Here is an 18,059-nt window from a genome sequence, read left to right on the forward strand (position 1 = left end):
TCCCTCAGGGTTCGCGGTTCGGGGAACTTGGAAGAGCAGTGGTCCCGAGCCCAACGCGGCGGCCCGACGGATTGTTCCCGGGTGCGCGACGAAGACGACGACGGAGGTGGGACGTCCGGGTGTCCGCGCCGTCGTCGCGAAAGGCGAACCACGGCAGGAAGAGCTGAGTGATCGAGCCGACCGTGAGCGCGTACAGCACGGTGCCGACGCCCACGCTCCCGCCGAGCAGCCACCCCGCGGTCAGCACGGATATCTCGATCAGGGTACGGATGAGGCGGATGGAGCGCCCGGTGGTGGCTGATGCGCCGGTCATCAGTCCGTCGCGGGGGCCCGGGCCGAAGCGCGCGCCGACGTAGACGGCGACGGAGAAGCCGTTGAGGAGGACACCCCCGACGAGGAGGCCGACCCGGGCCGGGAGGCCGGGATGCGGGGGGATGAGCGAGAGGCCGAGGTCGGAGGCGTACGCCAGGACGGCGATGTTGGCGACGGTGCCGAACGTCGGCTTCTGCTTGAGGGGAATCCACAGCAGGAGCACGAGCACCCCCAGGAGGGCGCTGATCGTGCCGAAGCTCAGGGAAGTGTGGTGCTCCAGCCCCTCGTACAGAACGCTCCAGGGGTTCACGCCCAACGCGGCCCGGACCATGACCGCCAGGCTGAATCCGTACAGGGCGAGGCCGACGAACAGTTGGGGCAGGCGTCTCAACGGCTGCCGGCGGAGCGGGACGTGGGTGAGGGGTGGCAGGGCGGGGCGCGGGGTGCGTGGTGGGGGACTGGCGGGGTGTTCGGGAGTGCGGGTCCGGGGGTTGCGGGGGGCCGTGGCGTTGTCGTTCACGGACGAGCTGCCCGGGCCGTGGGGGTGAGGGCCTGTAGCAGTCGGCCCTCCGCGTAGGTCAGTGCCGCCGGTGGAAGCGTCGCCGGGCGACCGCTCAGGAGCACGGTCAAGGTGCCGGCGGCGGGGGCTTCCGGTGCGGGGTGTGCGCCGATCCGGCGTAGTGCCTGGGCGGCGACCGCGCCGGCTGTGCCGTGCAGTACCGGCGGGGGCAGACCGGGCCGCCGTCGGAGGGCCGCGCGGATGTGCTCGGCGACGAGTTCGTAGTGGGTACAGCCGAGGACTACGGCCCGTACGTCGTCCGGGGTGCGGGCCGCCGCGGCGGCGACCGTGTCGGCGATGGCGGCCTCGTCGCCGCTCTCGACGGCTGAGGACAGGCCGGGGCAGGGCACCTCGGTGACGCTCACCCCACGCGCGAACTCGTCGATGAGGCCGCGCTGGTAGGGGCTGCCGGTGGTGGCGGGGGTGGCCCAGACCGCGATCGGTCTACCACCGGCGGCGGCCGGTTTGATCGCCGGGACCGTGCCGATGACCGGCAGCTGCGGCTCGAAGCGGGTCCGCAGGGCGGGCAGGGCATGCACGGAGGCGGTGTTGCAGGCGACGATCAGGGCGTCCGGGCGGTGTGCGGCGGCTGCTTCGGCGACGGCGAGGCTGCGGGCCGTCAGCTCCTGCGGGGTGCGTGGCCCCCAGGGCATCCCGTCGGGGTCCGAGGACAGGACGAGTGCGGCGTCGGGGCGTAGCCGGTGTACCGCGGCGGCGGTCGCCAGCAGCCCGATTCCGGCGTCCATGAGCGCGATCTTCAGACGGCGGCCGGGTGGGGGTGCGCCGGCCGGTGCGGCGGAGTTGCCGCGGCGTGTGTGTCTGCGGCCGCCTTCGGGTGCGGATCGGCCCGTGATGCCTGTCGCGCCTGTGATGCCTGTCGCGCCTGTGATGCCTGTAGTGCCTGTGATGCCTGTAGTGCCTGCGGTTCCTGTGGTGCCGGTAGTGCCTGTGGCGCCCTGTGCCATACCCCTCGCCTTTCGGTCTGCCCGCTGGGGCCCTGATGCCATGGGAGAGGAGTCTGTACCGTGACTGGCTCCAACAGCTTGGCCAATTCAGGGAGAGTGGCATGGCTCGTTCACAACCGTCCCGGCCCGTGGACAGGGTGGACCGTGCCGGTCGCACACTGGGGAGCCGACAGCTCGCCGCCCTACTGGCGGTCCCGCCAGGCACCCGCCCCGCCTACCGTCAGCTGGCCCGGGCCCTCAGCGGGCTGATCCTGGACGGGCGGATCGCGTTGCACGTCAGACTTCCCGCCGAGCGGGCGCTGGCCGCCGCCCTGGAGACCAGCAGACCCACCGTCACCGCCGCCTACGACCTGCTCCGCGAGAACGGTTACGCGCACAGCCGTCGGGGCTCGGGCACGTGGACGGCCCTGCCCGAGGACCGTGCGCCCAGCGGCATCACCCGGGCGCTCGCCGCCCCGGACACCGCGCTCGACCTGGCCAGAGCCGCCCCCGGCCTGCCGGAGCGGGCGCTCACCGACGCCCTCGGCGAGGTCGCGCCCCAACTGGCCGCGCACGCGCACTCCCCGGGCTACCACCCCTACGGGCTTCCGCAGCTACGTGCCGCCATCGCCGAGCGTTTCACCCAGCGGGGCCTGGCCACCCTGCCCGAGCACATCCTGGTGACCTCCGGTGCCCAGCAGGCGCTCACGCTGACCATGGGGCTGCTGTGCCGCTCCGGTGATCGAGTCCTGGTCGAGAACCCGTCCTATCCGAACGCGTTGGAAGCCCTGCGCAGGGCCCGGCTCCGCGCCGTGGCGGTACCCGTGGCGGACACCGGCTGGGACGTGGAGATCGTCGAGTCCACCCTGCGCCACGCGGTTCCCCAACTTGCCTATCTGATACCCGACTTCCACAACCCGACCGGCTGCCTGATGCCCGACGAGGAACGCGTCCGGATCCTGCGCGCCGCACAACGTTCCGGAACCTGGCTGGTCGTCGACGAAACCATGACCGACCTCGCCCTCGACGTTCCCGCCCCGGCGCCCTTCGTCTCGCACGCCGCACCAGGTGGGGCCGGTCAGGTCATCACCATCGGCTCGATGAGCAAGACCCACTGGGGCGGTCTGCGCATCGGCTGGCTGCGCGCCCCCTCGCGGCTGGTGACCGAGCTCGCCGCCCAGCGGGTCGCCACCGACATGGGCGGTTCGGTCCTGGACCAACTCCTGGCCGTCGCTCTCCTGGAGCGGGCCACGGACGTGCTGCCGTCCCGTCTGGAGCAGTTGCGCGAGCAGCGTGCCGCCTTGGCCTCCGCCCTCGCCGAGCATCTCCCGCACTGGAGCTGGGAATTGCCGCCCGGCGGGTTGTCGCTCTGGGTCGACTTGGGCGGGCCGCTCGCCTCCGCGCTGGCCGAGCGTGCGTTGGACTACGGCGTCCGGATCGAGAGCGGTGCCCACTTCGCCACCGACCCCGGACTCTTCGAACAACGCCTCCGCATCCCCTACACCATGCCGGCCGACACCCTGCGTGAAGCGGTGCACCGGATGGCCGCCGCGCTCGCCGCCGGTCTTCCCCAGTCGGCCGGCACCCGACGACCACACTGGGTCGCGTAGCGAATCCGCCGGCGTGTGAACTGGCGGACCAGGCGAAGGCCCGTTTGGCGATTGATCAGACGAAGTCGCGTACGAGATCGCTGATCGCTAGGAGAAGTCCAGGACCAACCGGCCGCGCAGGCCGCCGGCTTCCAGGAGGCGGTGGGCTTTGACCGCCTCTTCGGCGGGCAGCACGTCGGCAGCCTTCATACCCTGGTGCAACCAGCCTCGCGGGCCTGGTGTTCCCCTGTTCCCCACGCCGACGTCAATGCGCCAGGGCGCGCTCTTGGCCAGCACGAGGTCATTCGGCAAGCCCGAACAGGTCGTCCTCTAAGTCGTCTAAGTCGTCGCGCAGCGTTGGGAGTTGGCTTCCTCGGTGTCCGGCGGACCCAGGACCGCGGCCGCCAGGCGGTCACGGAACCAGCGGTGTCCCGGGTCGGTCGAGTTGCGGGGGTGCCAGGCCATTCCGAGGTCGAGGGGGGCCAGGTCGAGGGGGAGGGGGAAGGTGCGCAGTCCCAGAGCGGAGACGGTGTCCGGGAGCCAGTCGGCGAGGCTGAGCGCCACGAGGTCGGTGTTCCGGGCCAGCATCATCGCGCTGGTATGGCTGGGCACGACGACCGCGGTCCGGCGCCGCAGTCCGAGTTCCGCCAGTGCGCTGTCGATGGGGCCGAGGCGCTTGCCGAGCCGGGAGATGCCGATGTGGTCGGCCGCGGCGAAGCGGCGGGCGTCGATCCGCCCGTCGAAGAGGGGATGACCGCTGCGGGCGACACCGACCAACGCGATCCGGGTGAGCTGTTGGGTTCGGATCTCCGGGTCCAGGTGTCCGAGGACGCCCAGTTCCACGTCCACCCAGCCCTGCCGCAGGGCGGGGCCGCCCTCCACCACTTCCGGCAGGAAGACCACGTCGACGTGCGGGGCCTCCGCGTGGATCCGTTCGGCCAAGGTCCCGGCCAGTCCCGCCAGGAGCAGGTCGGCGGCCTGCACGGTGAAGGTGCGTTGGAGATGCACGGGATCGAAACCGGCACCGGGCCGCAAGACCGCGTCGCAGCTGCGCAGCAACGCGCCGACCTCGTCCCGGAGTTCCAGGGCTCGCGGGGTCGGGACCATCCCTTGGCCCGCGCGGACCAGCAACGGGTCGCCAACGGCACGGCGGAGCCTGGCCAGGGTGCGACTGGCGGCCGCGGGTGACGTACCGAGTCGCTCCGCGGCGCGGGTCACGCTGTTCTCCTGGAGCAGGACGTCCAGGGCTCGCAGCAGATTCAGATCCATCAGCGCTCCTGAGCTGGATTTTTACGCGTGAGGCAATGATTGGGTGCCGATCTTTGCATTGTCGCGGAATCCTCTCGGGCGGAGAGTGGAGACGTCCACGCAGCCGCGTGGACCTACCCTTCACCCTGTTCAAGGAGCTCTCTGTGCAGCAGTCCCCTCGGGCCGGTCGAGAAGGCGATGTGCTGGCCGTGGTCAGCCAGAGCGGGCCGACGGTCTCGTTCTTCGACGCCGCCTCCGACCGGCACCTCGGAACGACCGAAGTCCTCGCCGAACCACACGAGTTGTGTTTCGACCCGACGCAGCGCCTGCTGTGGTGCACGACGACGTACCACTCGGGCTACTACCACGCGAACAGCGGCCGACGCACCGAGTTGACCGTCATCGACCCCGACACCCGCCGCATCGTCGAGGTCATCGACCTCGCCCCGGAACACGGGCCGCACGGGCTGGCGTTGGACCCGGCGCGCCGTCGCCTCTACGTCAGCGTGGAGGGCTCGGCGGATCGGTCCGGCGGTGTCGTGGTGATCGACACGGAGACCCGCCGGCCTCTGGGCCGGATCGACACGGACGCGCCCGGCCCGCACTGGTTCGCCATCGATCCGACGGGCAGGACGGGTTACGCCACCAACAAGGAGGCGCCGTTCGTCTCGATCGTCGATCTCGAACGGGAAACCCTCACCGCGAAGGTCGAGGTGCCGGGCAGCGAGGGACTGGCCGTCTCCGCCGACGGCACGCACGCCTTCGTCGCCTCGCCCTACGGCGGTTCCTTCTTCGCGACCACCGAGGAGCGGCCGGCCACCGGAATCCAGGTGATCGACGCCCGGACAGCCTCCGTCGTCGACACCCTGCCCACGGAGGACGTCGTCCTGCCGGTGCACCTGACGTCGACCGGAAAGCTGCTCGTGGGCGAAGTGCGCGTGGAACCCGACCCGGTGTCCCGGCTCGGGCGGCATGTGCCGGGTCGCCTCACGGTGTTCTCCGCCGACACCCGCCAACGGCTGGGCGCGTTCGAGGTGGGGCTCTGCCCGCTGACCGTCACCTCGTCGCCCGACGGCCGGATCGCCTATGTGGCCTGCGTCGCCTCGTCCACCGTCGACATCGTCGACCTGGAGACGCTGCGGGCTCTGGCCCGGCTGGACATCGCCAAGCTCGGCGAACCCGGCGCCCACGGCCTGGCCTACATCCCACGCCCGGCCTGACTTCCACGAGGGACGGCCCCCGGACCTGAGGATCCCCACCGTTGCCCGCGTGAGTCGATCAAGATCAAGATCAAGATCTGGATCGGGGGCTGGGGTGGAGTGCGGGTCGGAGTCCGGGGGCGGGGTTCGGGTTCGGGGTCTGTGGGCAGGGCGTGAATTGGGATACCAAAAATCCAATGAGGACGGTCGAATCGTCCCCCTGCACCCCATATGTGGCTCGTCTGCGCACCGGAGACCTTGTCGCCCGTCGGTAATTCGGTATACCAATTGGGCGATCGATTGAACTCGGAGCGCTGAGGAGCCCGCCATGTGTGTCGAGTCCGTCCCGCCCCCGCCCAGCCGGGTCACTCGCCGCGGTGTCCTCGCCGGGGCCGCCGCCCTGGCCGGAACCGCCGCCCTCTCGGCGGCTCCGGATGCCGTCGCGGCGCCGGCGCGGGGAGCCGGTGACCCGGACCGGGGCGCGCCCCGCACCGGCGACCTGGTCGTCGAGGGCGGCACACTGCTCGATCCGGCGACCGGTGACGTCACGGAGGACGCCGTCGTCGTGATCCGCGACGGTGTGGTGCGCGCCGCCGGGGCGCGGGCACGGATCGACGTCCCGGCCGCCGCCCCGCGCCTCGACGCGCACGGCCGGTGGGTGCTGCCGGGCCTGATCGATGCGCACATCCACCTCAACACCGCCACCGAGGCCCGCGACGCCGTCCGCAAGGGTGCCACCAGCGCACGCAGCGGCTCCACCAACTTCTATCAGGACATCGCCGTAAGGGAGTTGGCCCGCCAGGCCCCTGAGCAGGCCCCCCGGTTGCGTGCCGCGGGCGTGTTCGTCACCCCCGACCTCGGGGACACGGTGCTCGCCGACCCGGACCTCACCCCGCTCGCGCGTCTGAAGGGTGGCGTCCGCTCCGCCGAGGCGCTGCGCCGGGTCGTCCAGGTGAACCTCACCCGCGGTGCGGACGTCATCAAGACCCGGGTGAACGAGCGCGCCGGACTGCCGGAGCAGGACCCGTTGACGCAGGTCTACTCGTACGAGCAGCTGTCCGAGGTCGTGGCGGCGGCCCGGCGCGGCGGGACCGGGGTGCTGTGCCACAGCTACAGCGAGCGCGGCTGCGACGACGCGGTGCGGGCGGGGATCCGGTCCCTGGAGCACGGGGTGTTCGTCGGTGAGCGCACCCTGCACGACATGCGGCGCAGGGGGACGTACTTCACCCCGACGTTGACGGCCATCGCCGGTCTCGTCGACGAGTCGGACCCGGTGCTCGCCGAACGTGGACGCGCGTACCTGCCGGTCCTCAAGGAGGCGGTGCGCGCCGCGCACGAGCTCGGAGTCCCGCTGGCGGCCGGCACGGATTCCTCCGGTGGGACGGTCGAACCGATCGGTCGGGAAGTGGAGTTGATGCGCGCGGCGGGCCTGTCGGCGCTCGACGCGATCCGCACGGCCACCACGCAGGCGGCCCGGCTCCTCGGTCTGGAACGGACGGTGGGGCGTCTCGCACGCGGCTTCGCGGGAGACGTGCTCGTCGTGGACGGCGACCCGCTCGCCGATGTGTCCGTGCTCAAGAAGCCGTACCGCGTGGTGCGTGCCGGGCTACCGCTCTAGGAACGGACGGCCATGGCCGAGAGTGCCCGCCCGACATCGCCACCCCGTATCCCCGCGCAGCAGCCCTCGCCGCTCCCGCACCCGCGGCGGTGGTGGGCGCTGTGCGTGCTCGGCCTGGCCCAGTTGATGATCCTGCTGGACAGCACCATCGTGAGCGTGGCGATGCCGTCGCTCCAGGCCGAACTGCGGATGGCCGACGGCGACCGCCCGTGGGTGGTCACCTCCTACACCGTCGCCTTCGGCGGACTGCTGCTGCTCGCCGGGCGCATCGCCGACCACGCCGGCCGTACCCGGGTGTTCGTGTCCGGGTTGGTCGGCTTCGCCGTGGCCTCGGCGGCCGCGGGTGCGTCCCCCACGGCCCAGGCACTGTTCGCCGCGCGTGCCGTGCAGGGTGCGTTCGCCGCGCTGCTGGCCGCTTCGGCGCTCGCCCTGGTCGCCACGAGCTTCCCCGACCCGGGAGAACGCCGCCGGGCCATAGCCGTCTTCGGGGCGCTGGGCGGCGCCGGAGCGTCGTTGGGTGTCGTCCTCGGCGGGCTGCTCACCCAAGGGTTCGGATGGCGCTGGTGCCTGTTGGTCAACGTGCCCATCGCACTCGTCGCACTGCTCGGTGCGGCCTGGATGCCGCGCGACCGCTCGCCGCGCGTCGACGGCCGGATCGACGTCAGCGGGGCCGTCCTGGGCTGCGGCGGGCTGACGGTGCTGGTCTACGGCTGTAGTCGGGCGGAGGCGGACGGCTGGGCGGCTCCGTCCGTGCTGGGCGCGTTGCTCGGCGGCGCCGCACTGCTCGTGGCGTTCGGCGTGCGGCAGACCCGCGCCGCGGTGCCCCTGCTGCCACCGACGCTGGTACGGGACCGCGGCCGGGTCGCGGTGCTGCTGGCCGGGGGCGCCCTGATGATGTCGCAACTGTCCGTCTCGCTGTTCCTGACGTACTACCTCCAGACGGTGCTGGGCTGGTCCGCCCTGGCCGCCGGCCTCGGCTTCCTGCCGATCAGCGTCGTGACGACGGCAACGGCCACCCAGCTCGGCACCCGCCTGCTGCCCCGCTTCGGGCCGCGCGTGATGATGACGGCGGGCCTGTGCATCTCGGCCTGCGGACTGTTCCAGCTCACCCTCCTGGGGCCGGATTCCGCGTACCCGACGAGCGTCCTCCCCGCGCTGGCCACCTTCTCCGTCGGGCTGGGCGGAAGCTTCCTGGCCATCATGAACGCCGCCACCTCCGGCGTGCCCGCACAGGACGCCGGGATCGCCTCCGCGGTCGTCAACTCGGTTCAGCAGGTGGGTGGTTCCATCGGTTCGGCGGTCTTCAACACTGTCGCCGCCAGCGTGGCGGCGGCCTTCCACGGCAGTACCCGGGCGGCCACGCTGCACGGGTTCACCGTCGCCGTCCGCTACCCCTTGGGCGTCCTGCTGCTCGCGGCGGTCGCCACGGCCACGCTCGCCCGCCCGCAACGGCGTGCGCCGGACGCGGTGCGGGCCGGTGAGAGAATGGGTCCATGACAGCGTCTGGAGGGTTCGAGCCCGAGTCGGAGCGGGTCACCCGACAGTTGCGCGACGAGATCATCGACGGTGCCCGCACGCCGGGCAGCAGGCTGGTCGAACGAGAACTCGCCGCGGAGCTCGGGGTGAGCCGGCTGCCGATCCGGGACGCTCTGAAGGCGCTGGTGACCGAGGGGCTGGTGACACCGCGGCCGCGGACGTGGGCCGTGGTGCGGGAATTCACGCCGACCGACCTCGCCGACCTCGACGAGGTGCGGTCGGCCCTGGAGACGTTGGCGTTCCGGCTCGCCGCCCAACGGCGCACCCGTGCCGGGTTGGCGAGGCTCCGCGCCGACCTCGACGCCGAGCTCACCGCAGCACGCGAGGGAGACGCCGTACGGGCCCGGCGGGCGGCGGCCGACTTCCACGAGACGGTGATCTCGCTGGCCGACAACGAGCTGCTGAACGAGCTCGAACGCACCCTGCGCAGCCGGATGCGCTGGCTCCTGGCACAGCACGACGACCTGACGGCCATGGCGAAGGAACACGAAGAGCTCTACCACGCCCTGGGCGATCGGGACGTGGCACGGGTCGAAGAGCTGGTCGTGAAGCACTTGGAGAGCGGTCGCAGCGCGGCCACCGCCCGCCGCAAACAGCGCCAGGACTGACCGGGGCAGCCCCCCGCCCCAACGCCCACCGAGCCGTACAGAGCTGGCGCATTCCGTCTACGACGTCCTCGCCATGCTGACGCTCGGACGCGGCGGGAGCTTCGTACGGGACCCCGGCGGCGTGCTGCATGCCGTGCGCTCCCACCACTGCTGGAAGACAGCCCAAAGCCATCCGCCGTCGGGGCGGGGGCGGTGGGGGGTGCTGGTCGAGGCCAGATCGATGAGAGGTTAGGCTTACCTAAGCCGTGTTGGGGGTGGGGTTACTTCTCTCTCCGTCCGGACGGATTGTCAACCACAGGCATGCGGGCTCTACGTCGTGCTGCCTCGAAGAAAAAAGGACTTGGCATGGCCATCGCTTCGCGCCGCATATCGCGCCGTCTCTTCGCCGCCTCGGCAGCGGCCTCGTTGCTGTTGCTCGTCAGCGCCTGCGGCAGTGGAGAGAAGGGCGATGCCGCCGCTGCGAGCGGTTCCCACGGTGCTTTCCCGGTGTCCATCAAGAGTGCGCTGGGCACGGCAAAGATCGACAAGGAGCCCAAGCGGATCGTCACCCTCGGCCAGGGATCGGCCGAGACGGCCATCGCCCTCGGCCACACGCCGGTCGGCGTGGAGGAGTACCCCTGGGGCAGTGACAAGTCCGGCTACCTTCCCTGGATCAAGGACGCGGTGAAGAAGTCCGGCGACCCGCTGCCCAAGCAGTTCAAGGGCGGCGACCAGCTCGACATCGAAGCGATCACCGAACTCGCCCCCGACGTGATCCTCGCGCCGTGGTCGGGCATCACGGCCAAGCAGTACGACATCCTCAAGGACATCGCTCCGACGGTGGCGTACCCGGACAAGGCGTGGAGCACCGACTGGGACCAGCAGATCAACATCGTCGCCAAGGCCCTCGGGCAGCCGGCGAAGGGGACCGAGCTGATCAAGGGCATCAAGAAGCAGCTCGCCGAGGCCGCCGCCACCCGGCCGAACTACAAGAACGTGACCTTCTCCTACATCTACACCTCCGGACCGGGCACGTTGGGCGTGTTCAAGCCCACCGAGCAGCGGGTGGAAATGGTGAAGTCGCTGGGACTCCGGGTCGACCCGGTGGTCAACACCTTCAAGGAGACCGAGGGCACCGACTCGTCGCTCATCGGCCTGGAGAACGCCGACAAGCTCAACAAGAGCGACCTGCTGTTCACCTTCTACTCCGACGCCAAGACCCGGAGCGACATCGAGAAGCAGTCGCTGTACGCCGCCATGCCCGCCATCAAGAAGGGCGCCGTCGTGGCGAGTTCGGACAACTCCTTCGTCACCGCCTCCTCCATGCTCAACCCGCTGACCGTGCCCTACAGCATCAAGCGCTATCTGCCGCTGATCGACAGTGCGGTCAAGAAGGCCGGTAAGTAACGCCGCGAGACGGGCTGGACTCATGACCCCGACCATCGACACCGAGGAGCAGCGGACCCGCGTGTGCCGGACTGCCCGGCGCACCGCGGTGGTGTTGCTGCTGGCGCTGGCCGCCCTCGTCCTCGTCTGCCTCGCCAGCATCATGTTCGGCAGTAAGACCCTGGCCCCGGGCCAGATCTGGGACGCCGTCACCGGCCACGGTGACGCCTACACCCGCACCGTCGTCGAGAGCCGCTACCCGCGCACCGCGCTGGGCATCGTGGTGGGCCTCGGCCTCGCCGTGGCAGGCGTCCTGATGCAGGCGGTGACCCGGAACCCGCTCGCCGAGCCGGGCCTGTTGGGCGTCAACACCGGAGCCGCCGCGAGCGTGGTGGCCGCCACCGCGTTCGTCGGCGCTTCCGGACAGACGCAGACACTGCTGTGGGCACTGCCCGGTGCCCTGCTGACCGGCCTGTTCGTCTACGTCATCGGCGCCCTCGGCAGCGGACTCAGCCCGGTCCGGCTGGTGTTGGGCGGCGCGGTGCTCACCGCCGTGCTGAGCGCCTTCATCCAAGCCGTCACCCTCAGCCGCCCGCAGGTGTTCGACAGCTACCGCTACTGGGTCGTCGGCGCCCTCGGCGGACATGACTGGGACGCCGTACGGGGCGTGCTGCCGCTGGCCGTCGCCGGATTCGCCGTCGCCCTGCTCCTGGGCCGCGGCCTGAACGCGGTAGCCCTGGGCGAGGATTCCGCGACGGCGCTCGGCGCCCGCCCGGAGCGGGTGAAGGCCATCGCGTTGCTGACGGCCACGGTGCTGAGCGCCGCCGCCACCGCGGCCGCGGGGCCGATCGCCTTCGTCGGACTCGCCGTCCCGCACCTGGCCCGCACCTTCCTGGGAGCCGACCTACGGCGACAGATCGTGCTCAGCGCCCTGCTCGGCCCCACTCTGCTGCTGGCCGCCGACGTCATCGGGAGGCTTGTGGTGCGCCCGCAGGAGCTGATGGTCGGTGTCGTCACCGCCTTCGCCGGCGCCCCCGCCCTTCTCATCGCCGTTCGCAGGATGCGAGCCACCTCATGACCCCTTCCTCCACCCTTTCCCCCTCGGCAGTCCGGCGGCCGGGCAGCCGGAAACTCCTCATCAGGCTCGGGTCGGCGGTCGCCCTGCGGGTCCCGGCCCGGATGGTCTGGGTCGGCGCAGCCCTGGTCGTGGCGATCCTGGTGGCCTGCACCGTCACCCTCACCGTGGGCCGCCTGGGCATCGCCCTGCCGGACCTGCCCGCGGCGCTGAGCGGTCACGCCGTCGGCGTGGACTCCTTCGTACTGGACCGGTTGCGCGGACCGCGACTGACGGTGGCGGTTGCCGCGGGCGCCGCCTTCGGGCTGTCCGGTGCCCTCTTCCAGTCGGTGACCCGCAATCCGCTGGGCAGCCCGGACGTCATCGGCCTCGGCCCGGGCGCCGGGGCGGGCGCCGCACTGGTCGCCCTGCTCTTCCCGGGCGTCCCGGTCGCCCTGGGCGCACTCGGTGGAGCGCTGGCGGCCATGGCGCTGGTCTACGTGTCGACCGGGAGCGGCTTCCGCAACCCCAGTCGACTGGTCATCGCGGGCATCGGCGTCTCCGCCATGGCCACCGCCTTCATCCAGTACATCGTCTACGCCATCGCACGCGACCAGGCCACCGTGTTGAGCTCGTACCTCAACGGCAGCCTGACCGCACGATCCTGGGGCGACGCGGCGACCATCGGCGTGGTGCTGCTGCTCTGCGCACCGTGCGCCGCGCTGCTGTCCCGGCCGCTGGGCCTCAGCGAGATGGGCCAGACCACGGCGGCCGCCCTGGGCGCGCGGCCGGAACGCGCCTTCACCGGCGCCGTACTGCTGACGATCGTGCTGTCCGCCGGGGCCGTCACGTCCGCCGGCCCGATCTCGTTCATCGCGCTGACCGCACCGCAGATCGTCAAGCGGATCACCCGCGGCACCGGCCCGCACTTGGCGCTCTCCGCGCTCACGGGCGCCCTGCTGCTCGTCCTCGCCGACCTGGCGGCGCAGAACGCCCCGCTCTTCGACAAACTGCCCGTCGGCATCTGGACGATGGCCCTGGGCGGCGCGTACCTGGGATACCTGCTCCTACGGGAGTGGCGCCGCGGCGCCCTGTGACGCGACGTCGGCCGGCGCCTCCCCCCCCTGCGATCGACGAACAGACCCCTCCGCACCAGCGCCGACCGCGCACTGTTGGCCGACGGCCGCGAGGCCGCCGCGTGCGGAGGGAGAATTCGGTCGCCGGGCGGGCCGCGCGTTGTTAGCTTGCCGCCGTGGACCTCTTCTCACGCTCATGGACGGCGTTGCGCACGGCGGTCGCCGAACTCCCGGACGAGGACTTCGCACGACCCTCCGGCTGTACCGGCTGGCTCGTACGGGACCTGGTGAGTCACCTGATCATCGACGCCCAGGACGTCCTGATCACCCTTGTGACGCCCGCCGCAACGGAACCCACGCGCAACGCGGTGACGTACTGGGACGTCGCCGCAACGCCGCCGACCGGCGCGGACCCGCTCGACGCGCTGACCGTCCGGCTGGCCGCCGCGTACGAGGATCCGTCGCTGCTGAAGTTCCACCTCGACGACGTTGGCTCCGCCGCCGGACGCGCGGCCGAACTCGCCGACCCGCACCTCCGGGTCAGCACCCAGGACGAGGTGCTCACCGCGGGCGACTACCTCTCCGCGTACGTCCTGGAATGGACCCTGCACCACCTCGACCTGATCGCGCACCTCCCGGACGCGGCGGAACCGCCCGCCGAGAGCCTCGCCCGGTCACGCGAGATGCTGGAGACGATCGCCGGGGCGGCGTTCCCCGCCTCGTTCTCCGACAAGGACACGCTGCTGGTCGGCACGGGACGACGCGCCCCGACCGAAGCGGAGAAGACCGACCTGGCCGAACTGGCCGACCTGGCCGGACCAGGCCACCTGGCCGCGAAACTCCCGCTCGTCCTCGGCTGATCCGCCACCACGACGCTCCCGGACCGGCCGGACCGGCGGCGGTGCCGAGGGAGTGTTCCTTCGGCACCGCCGCGCTCGGTCAGTTCCTGACCGGGTTGACGGACATCAGCCCGCTGAAGAACGTGACGGGCACGGTGTCCGTCTTGTTGGTGGTCGTCCCGGTGCTGGTCGAGGACGTTTCGGACGAGCTGAGCCCCGCGCCGAACGAAATGACCTTGTCGAAGCTGGCATTGATCTGTCCCGACACCACCTGCTCCAGGCCCTGCTGCCGGATCTGCTGTTCGCTCAGCGTCACCGAGGTGAATTTGACGTCCCGTTGGATCGAGAAGACATGACTGCGCTGTTTGGGATCCAGACCGGGGAGCGTCAGTTTGCCGACCAGATGCGTGGTGATCAGGATGCCGGGAGGCGTCCCGGTGGTGGCCGGGTTACCCGCCATGGCGGAGGAGTAGATCGAGGGGTAGGTCACCCAGTGGGTTGACGAGCCTTCGACCACGATGTCCAGCGGCTTGTCGGGGGCGACCCGGCCGTTGAGGATGACGCTGGGCGCCGCGGGCACCACGTTGTCCTGGCTGAGCACCGGCTTGTTGTCCTGGAAGATCGCGATGGCGAACGTGCCCCGCTCCCAGTCCGCCTCGCTGGGGCCGAAACTGACCGGGGCGAAGCTGAACACGAACGACCGGTTGTCCGAGCCGATCGGCACGGGTGGCCGAGGAGTGGGGTGGGGCGTCGGCGCAGGCGGCTTCGGCGCGCCCGCGCCGCCGTCGCCGGAGCCGGTGTGCGTACCGGGCCCGGTGGTACCGGGGGTGCCGCCCGGGTCGGGAGATGTTCCGCCGGTGCCGGTGCCGGTGCCGGTGCCGGTGCCGGTGCCCCCGCCCGCCGGGCCGCCGCCCGGGGTCCCGGTGCCGCCGCCGGACGGAGCGCCCGGGCCGGTTCCCGTGCCGGGAGTGCCCGTGCCCGCGCCGCCGCCCGGTCCGGTGCCAGGCGTCGAGCCGGTGCCGGGCGTGGTGGGCGTGCCGGGGTTCTTGCCCGCGAGCCCGGCCGCGTTGCTCGCGAGCGAGGTCAGTAGTGCGGCGATCTCCTTCTGCATCGACTCGTCGCGGAAGATGTCGCCCTTGCCGAGGAGTTGCAGGGCGGCAGCCATGCCCACGGGGTCGGGGGCCTGCGGTGGCTGGACGATGGTCACCGCCGAGGCGGGCAGCCCCGACGGCGTCGTGGCGACGACCACCTCCCGGCTCGCGGTGGACACCGGAGCGATCTGCGGTGCGCTGTCCGGGTCGGGCGACTTCTGCCAGTCCCAGAACCGGGTGTTGTCGATGACCTCCGCGGAGTTGCAGTGGCCGAGTTTGGCCTCGGCGAAGATCCCGCGGGTGGGCAGGCTGATCAACTGCTCGCTGCGGGCGGGGTCCACCTTGGGAAGGCGGACCTGCCCCTCGCCCGCGTTGTCGAACAGGGCGGGGTCGAGCGGGAAGGCCGTGGAGTCCCCGAGCACTTCAAGGGCGCGGTTCTCGACGGCCTGGAACAGCGGGCGCGTGGTGCCGCCGACGGTGAGACCGGCGCCTGCCAGTTCCGTCCACCGGGCGTTGGGGTCCTCGCCGAGCCGGATCAGTCGGTAGTAGTGCTCGCGGTTTTGCACCAGGTGTCTGCGCAGCCGGATCCGCAGCAGGTTCTCCTCATCGCTCAGGCGTTGGAACGGGCTCGGCGCGGGTGCGGGTTCCGGTGCCTGTCGGACCGCCAGTGCCCAGGTCGTGGACGGTTTCTGGAACAGTTTGCCGCTGGGCTCGTCGACCAGGAGGTGGGTGTTGCCGGCGGTGTCCACGGCCGTGACGACCAGGTGTTCCACGGCGACGTCGTCGTTCCTGCCTTCGGTGTGGGGTGGCACGAGGGTCACCGAAATCGTGCGCAGATCCCGCCAGTTGACGCGTTCGTCGGGTCGGGGCACACCGGCGAGATCGACCAGGGAGTGGGTGTGCTGGAAGTCCCCGGGATTCTGTAGATGGGTCGGATCGGGGTCCCAGTCACTGTGCTGCGGACGGATCAGATTCGTGACCCGCTGGCCGCCGTCCGGCGCTCGCTGGGTCAGGGTGACCGTGGTGGGCACCCGGTCCTGGAAGCTGGACAGGTCACCGATGGTGAAGCGGAACTGGAAGAGGATGAACTCGACGCTCCCCGGGTCGGGCGGCACCGGCACCTCGGGCTGGAGTTCCTGCCAGGCGGCGTACTTCTCCACCGCGTCGAATCCGCCGGCCAGTTGCGGATCGAGCAGCCCGGCCTGCAACAGGCGGCGGTAGCGGACGATGACCAGCTCGTTGTCGAGGTTGGGGGACGTTGCGGGCAGCAGGACGGCCGGACGTACCGTGCCGCGCTCGACGAGCACCCGGAAGTGCCGCAGCACCTCGTAGTAGAGCAGGGTCATCGCATGTGCGTGGTTGTGGTTGCGCACGGTCCGGGTCTGCGCGGTGGAGTTCTCCGCCTGGCGGGACTGCACGACCACCGTGCTGCGCATGTCGCGTACGGAGGTGGAGTGCTGGCGGATCTGGTCGTGCAGGTTCTGCACGGTATCCGCCGAGACACTGCGGTCGCCGGTCGTCGTGGCGTAGCCGCCGCCGATCGCGGCGGAACCGCCGAACATGCCCATCGACGCCGCGCCCGCCACGCCGGTCATCACCGAGCCGCCGCGCTGCCACTCGTTGACGGCACCCTTGACCACCTCGTCGACCGTCCGGTCGCGGGTGAGGGCGTGTTCCAAGTCATCGGTCAGGGCGATGTCCTCCAGCCGGCTGTCGGTCGAGGTGCGCGACCAGTCGACGACCGCGAGCTGCACCTGCTCGCCCGGTGCCAGCGGGAGACTGTAGGTGACTTGGCCGAGCCCGTGCCCGACCGGGATCCAGGTGACGTCGTAGCTGATGACCAGGGCGATCGGCACCGGGAAGCCGGCGGGGCCTTCGGCGGTGCCGTCGCCGCCCCCGGCCGGCGCCGCGTACTGAGCGCCGTAGTCCAGTCTCGCCAGGAGATGCGGGACGGTCACGAGCTGGTGCACCTGGTAATGCTGGGTGGCCACATTGGAGGGCAGCAGGGTCTCGCAGCCGTCCTGCCCGATGAGTTCGGCCGGTACGTAGGCGAAGGACGCCGGCGAAAGGTACCAGTCGAGGAGCGAGGGCGACTGCATCGCGGGGAAGCCGGTGGCGGAGCCGGTGAAGACACCGCCGCGGTCCACGCCGAGCCGCAGGACCAGTGCCTGGGCCCGTTCGTCGGCCTCGGCCAGGACGTCCACCGCGCTCTGGAGCGGACCGCCGAGGTACAGCCACACGTGAGTGAGCCGTACCTCGGCGGTGGAGCCGTCGGGCCGCTCGGCCAGTTGCAGGGCCTGCCGCCACAGCGGTGCCAGGTCCCAGGAGAGGTACCCGGCGTGGTCACTGCCGAGCAGCCCCAGCGGGAGGCGGACCGAATTCCCGGTGGGGGCGGCAGCCCCCACGTCACCGCCGGATCCCTTTTCGGAGACGGTCAGTTCGGCTTCGAGGAAGGCCAGCGCCCCGGAGACGGGGCCGCCGGTCCTGTTGTCGGAGAGAAACACACAGCAGCGGGCCGGGCTGCTGGTGTCGTCGGTCGGAAGTGCGATGCCCATGGTTCCCCCCATCGACGTCGCGCCTGAACAAAAGAGGCCGTAACGGCGGAAGGTCAGGCGACGAGAGGAAGGTAACGTAAGGAGGCTCGATCGATTCTCGAACTTCTTGTGGAGCATTTGGAGAGGGCGTGCAGGCCGTGACCGGGCTGCACGTTCCTCCCGCTGTGCGGCGTTGGCGCCCGGTCAGTGGGCGGAGTTCGGGGCGACTGGCGCCGGAGCGTTCTTCGCGGTTGCCGGACGTGTGCCTGTGATGGGGGACCGCAGCACGGCAGCGGCGAGGACGAGAGCGGCGGCGACGAGGCCCGCGCCCACGCGGAAGGTGTTCCTCGGGTCGCCGGGCCTCGGTCGTCCAGCTCGTCACGTCATCGTCGTCGGACAGGCGGCGCACCTCAGACTGCGCCGAATTCTTCACCAGCCCGGACGCCTGGCTGAAAAGTGCCGCACCACGCTTGGCTGACAGCTGTAA

13 protein-coding genes are annotated in these 18,059 nt (G+C 71.1%); 9 read left to right on the forward strand and 4 right to left on the reverse strand.

All coding sequences use genetic code 11. From position 1 onward, the window contains the following. Nucleotides 1-4 precede the first annotated feature (4 nt). On the reverse strand, nt 5-832 hold the full coding sequence (locus tag ACFVT2_RS12315) for a YitT family protein (protein ID WP_390015719.1): 828 nt from the start codon (nt 830-832) through the stop codon (nt 5-7). Next, on the reverse strand, nt 829-1,632 hold the full coding sequence (locus ACFVT2_RS12320; protein WP_390016008.1) for a glutamate racemase: 804 nt from the start codon (nt 1,630-1,632) through the stop codon (nt 829-831). Before ACFVT2_RS12320 ends, ACFVT2_RS12315 begins: the two co-directional genes overlap by 4 nt. A gap of 305 nt (nt 1,633-1,937) precedes the next feature. Here ACFVT2_RS12320 and ACFVT2_RS12325 point away from each other — a divergent pair, with 305 nt between their 5' ends. Beyond that, complete coding sequence (locus tag ACFVT2_RS12325) at nt 1,938-3,425, forward strand: PLP-dependent aminotransferase family protein (protein WP_390015722.1); 1,488 nt, start codon at nt 1,938-1,940, stop codon at nt 3,423-3,425. Nucleotides 3,426-3,743: 318 nt separating this feature from the next. Here ACFVT2_RS12325 and ACFVT2_RS12330 read toward each other — a convergent pair whose 3' ends face one another. Further along, nucleotides 3,744-4,673 carry a LysR family transcriptional regulator gene (locus ACFVT2_RS12330; protein ID WP_390015724.1) on the reverse strand — a complete coding sequence of 310 codons (930 nt, stop codon included), beginning with the start codon at nt 4,671-4,673 and terminating at the stop codon, nt 3,744-3,746. A gap of 143 nt (nt 4,674-4,816) precedes the next feature. Between ACFVT2_RS12330 and ACFVT2_RS12335 the strand changes: the two genes are divergently transcribed. The 8 genes from ACFVT2_RS12335 to ACFVT2_RS12370 all read left to right on the forward strand — a co-directional run bounded on the left by ACFVT2_RS12335 (nt 4,817) and on the right by ACFVT2_RS12370 (nt 13,968). Continuing rightward, nucleotides 4,817-5,872, forward strand: a complete 1,056-nt coding sequence (locus tag ACFVT2_RS12335) for a YncE family protein (protein WP_390015726.1) — start codon at nt 4,817-4,819, stop codon at nt 5,870-5,872. A 307-nt stretch (nt 5,873-6,179) separates the two neighbouring features. Then, nucleotides 6,180-7,469 (forward strand): amidohydrolase family protein, encoded by a 1,290-nt coding sequence (locus ACFVT2_RS12340; protein WP_390015728.1) that lies wholly within the window; start codon nt 6,180-6,182, stop codon nt 7,467-7,469. A gap of 12 nt (nt 7,470-7,481) precedes the next feature. Then, nucleotides 7,482-8,966 carry an MFS transporter gene (locus ACFVT2_RS12345; protein WP_390015730.1) on the forward strand — a complete coding sequence of 495 codons (1,485 nt, stop codon included), beginning with the start codon at nt 7,482-7,484 and terminating at the stop codon, nt 8,964-8,966. Next, entirely contained in the window at nt 8,963-9,613 is a 651-nt protein-coding gene (locus tag ACFVT2_RS12350; protein WP_390015732.1) for a GntR family transcriptional regulator, read from the forward strand. The genes ACFVT2_RS12345 and ACFVT2_RS12350 overlap by 4 nt, the downstream gene beginning before the upstream one ends. A gap of 345 nt (nt 9,614-9,958) precedes the next feature. Further along, nucleotides 9,959-10,999, forward strand: a complete 1,041-nt coding sequence (locus ACFVT2_RS12355; protein WP_390015734.1) for an iron-siderophore ABC transporter substrate-binding protein — start codon at nt 9,959-9,961, stop codon at nt 10,997-10,999. Nucleotides 11,000-11,021: 22 nt separating this feature from the next. Then, nucleotides 11,022-12,056 (forward strand): FecCD family ABC transporter permease, encoded by a 1,035-nt coding sequence (locus ACFVT2_RS12360; protein WP_390015736.1) that lies wholly within the window; start codon nt 11,022-11,024, stop codon nt 12,054-12,056. Between the two features lie 101 nt (nt 12,057-12,157). After that, nucleotides 12,158-13,129, forward strand: coding sequence for a FecCD family ABC transporter permease (locus ACFVT2_RS12365; protein WP_390016011.1), 972 nt, complete (start codon nt 12,158-12,160; stop codon nt 13,127-13,129). Nucleotides 13,130-13,284: 155 nt separating this feature from the next. Then, nucleotides 13,285-13,968: a maleylpyruvate isomerase N-terminal domain-containing protein gene (locus ACFVT2_RS12370; RefSeq protein WP_390015739.1), complete on the forward strand. Its 684-nt coding sequence runs from the start codon at nt 13,285-13,287 to the stop codon at nt 13,966-13,968. Between the two features lie 79 nt (nt 13,969-14,047). Here ACFVT2_RS12370 and ACFVT2_RS12375 read toward each other — a convergent pair whose 3' ends face one another. After that, entirely contained in the window at nt 14,048-17,593 is a 3,546-nt protein-coding gene (locus ACFVT2_RS12375) for a hypothetical protein (RefSeq protein WP_390015741.1), read from the reverse strand. Nucleotides 17,594-18,059: the final 466 nt, after the last annotated feature.

Source organism: Streptomyces sp. NPDC058000, assembly GCF_042886435.1.
GTDB lineage: Bacteria > Actinomycetota > Actinomycetes > Streptomycetales > Streptomycetaceae > Streptomyces.

What these genes read in the sequence shown, in the direction of transcription:
- ACFVT2_RS12325 (WP_390015722.1), top strand. Translation starts at nt 1,938, where the DNA reads ATGGCTCGTTCACAACCGTCCCGGCCCGTGGACAGGGTGGACCGTGCC.
- ACFVT2_RS12330 (WP_390015724.1), bottom strand. Translation starts at nt 4,673, where the DNA reads ATGGATCTGAATCTGCTGCGAGCCCTGGACGTCCTGCTCCAGGAGAAC.
- ACFVT2_RS12340 (WP_390015728.1), top strand. Translation starts at nt 6,180, where the DNA reads ATGTGTGTCGAGTCCGTCCCGCCCCCGCCCAGCCGGGTCACTCGCCGC.
- ACFVT2_RS12345 (WP_390015730.1), top strand. Translation starts at nt 7,482, where the DNA reads ATGGCCGAGAGTGCCCGCCCGACATCGCCACCCCGTATCCCCGCGCAG.
- ACFVT2_RS12350 (WP_390015732.1), top strand. Translation starts at nt 8,963, where the DNA reads ATGACAGCGTCTGGAGGGTTCGAGCCCGAGTCGGAGCGGGTCACCCGA.
- ACFVT2_RS12355 (WP_390015734.1), top strand. Translation starts at nt 9,959, where the DNA reads ATGGCCATCGCTTCGCGCCGCATATCGCGCCGTCTCTTCGCCGCCTCG.
- ACFVT2_RS12360 (WP_390015736.1), top strand. Translation starts at nt 11,022, where the DNA reads ATGACCCCGACCATCGACACCGAGGAGCAGCGGACCCGCGTGTGCCGG.
- ACFVT2_RS12365 (WP_390016011.1), top strand. Translation starts at nt 12,158, where the DNA reads ATGGTCTGGGTCGGCGCAGCCCTGGTCGTGGCGATCCTGGTGGCCTGC.
- ACFVT2_RS12375 (WP_390015741.1), bottom strand. Translation starts at nt 17,593, where the DNA reads ATGGGCATCGCACTTCCGACCGACGACACCAGCAGCCCGGCCCGCTGC.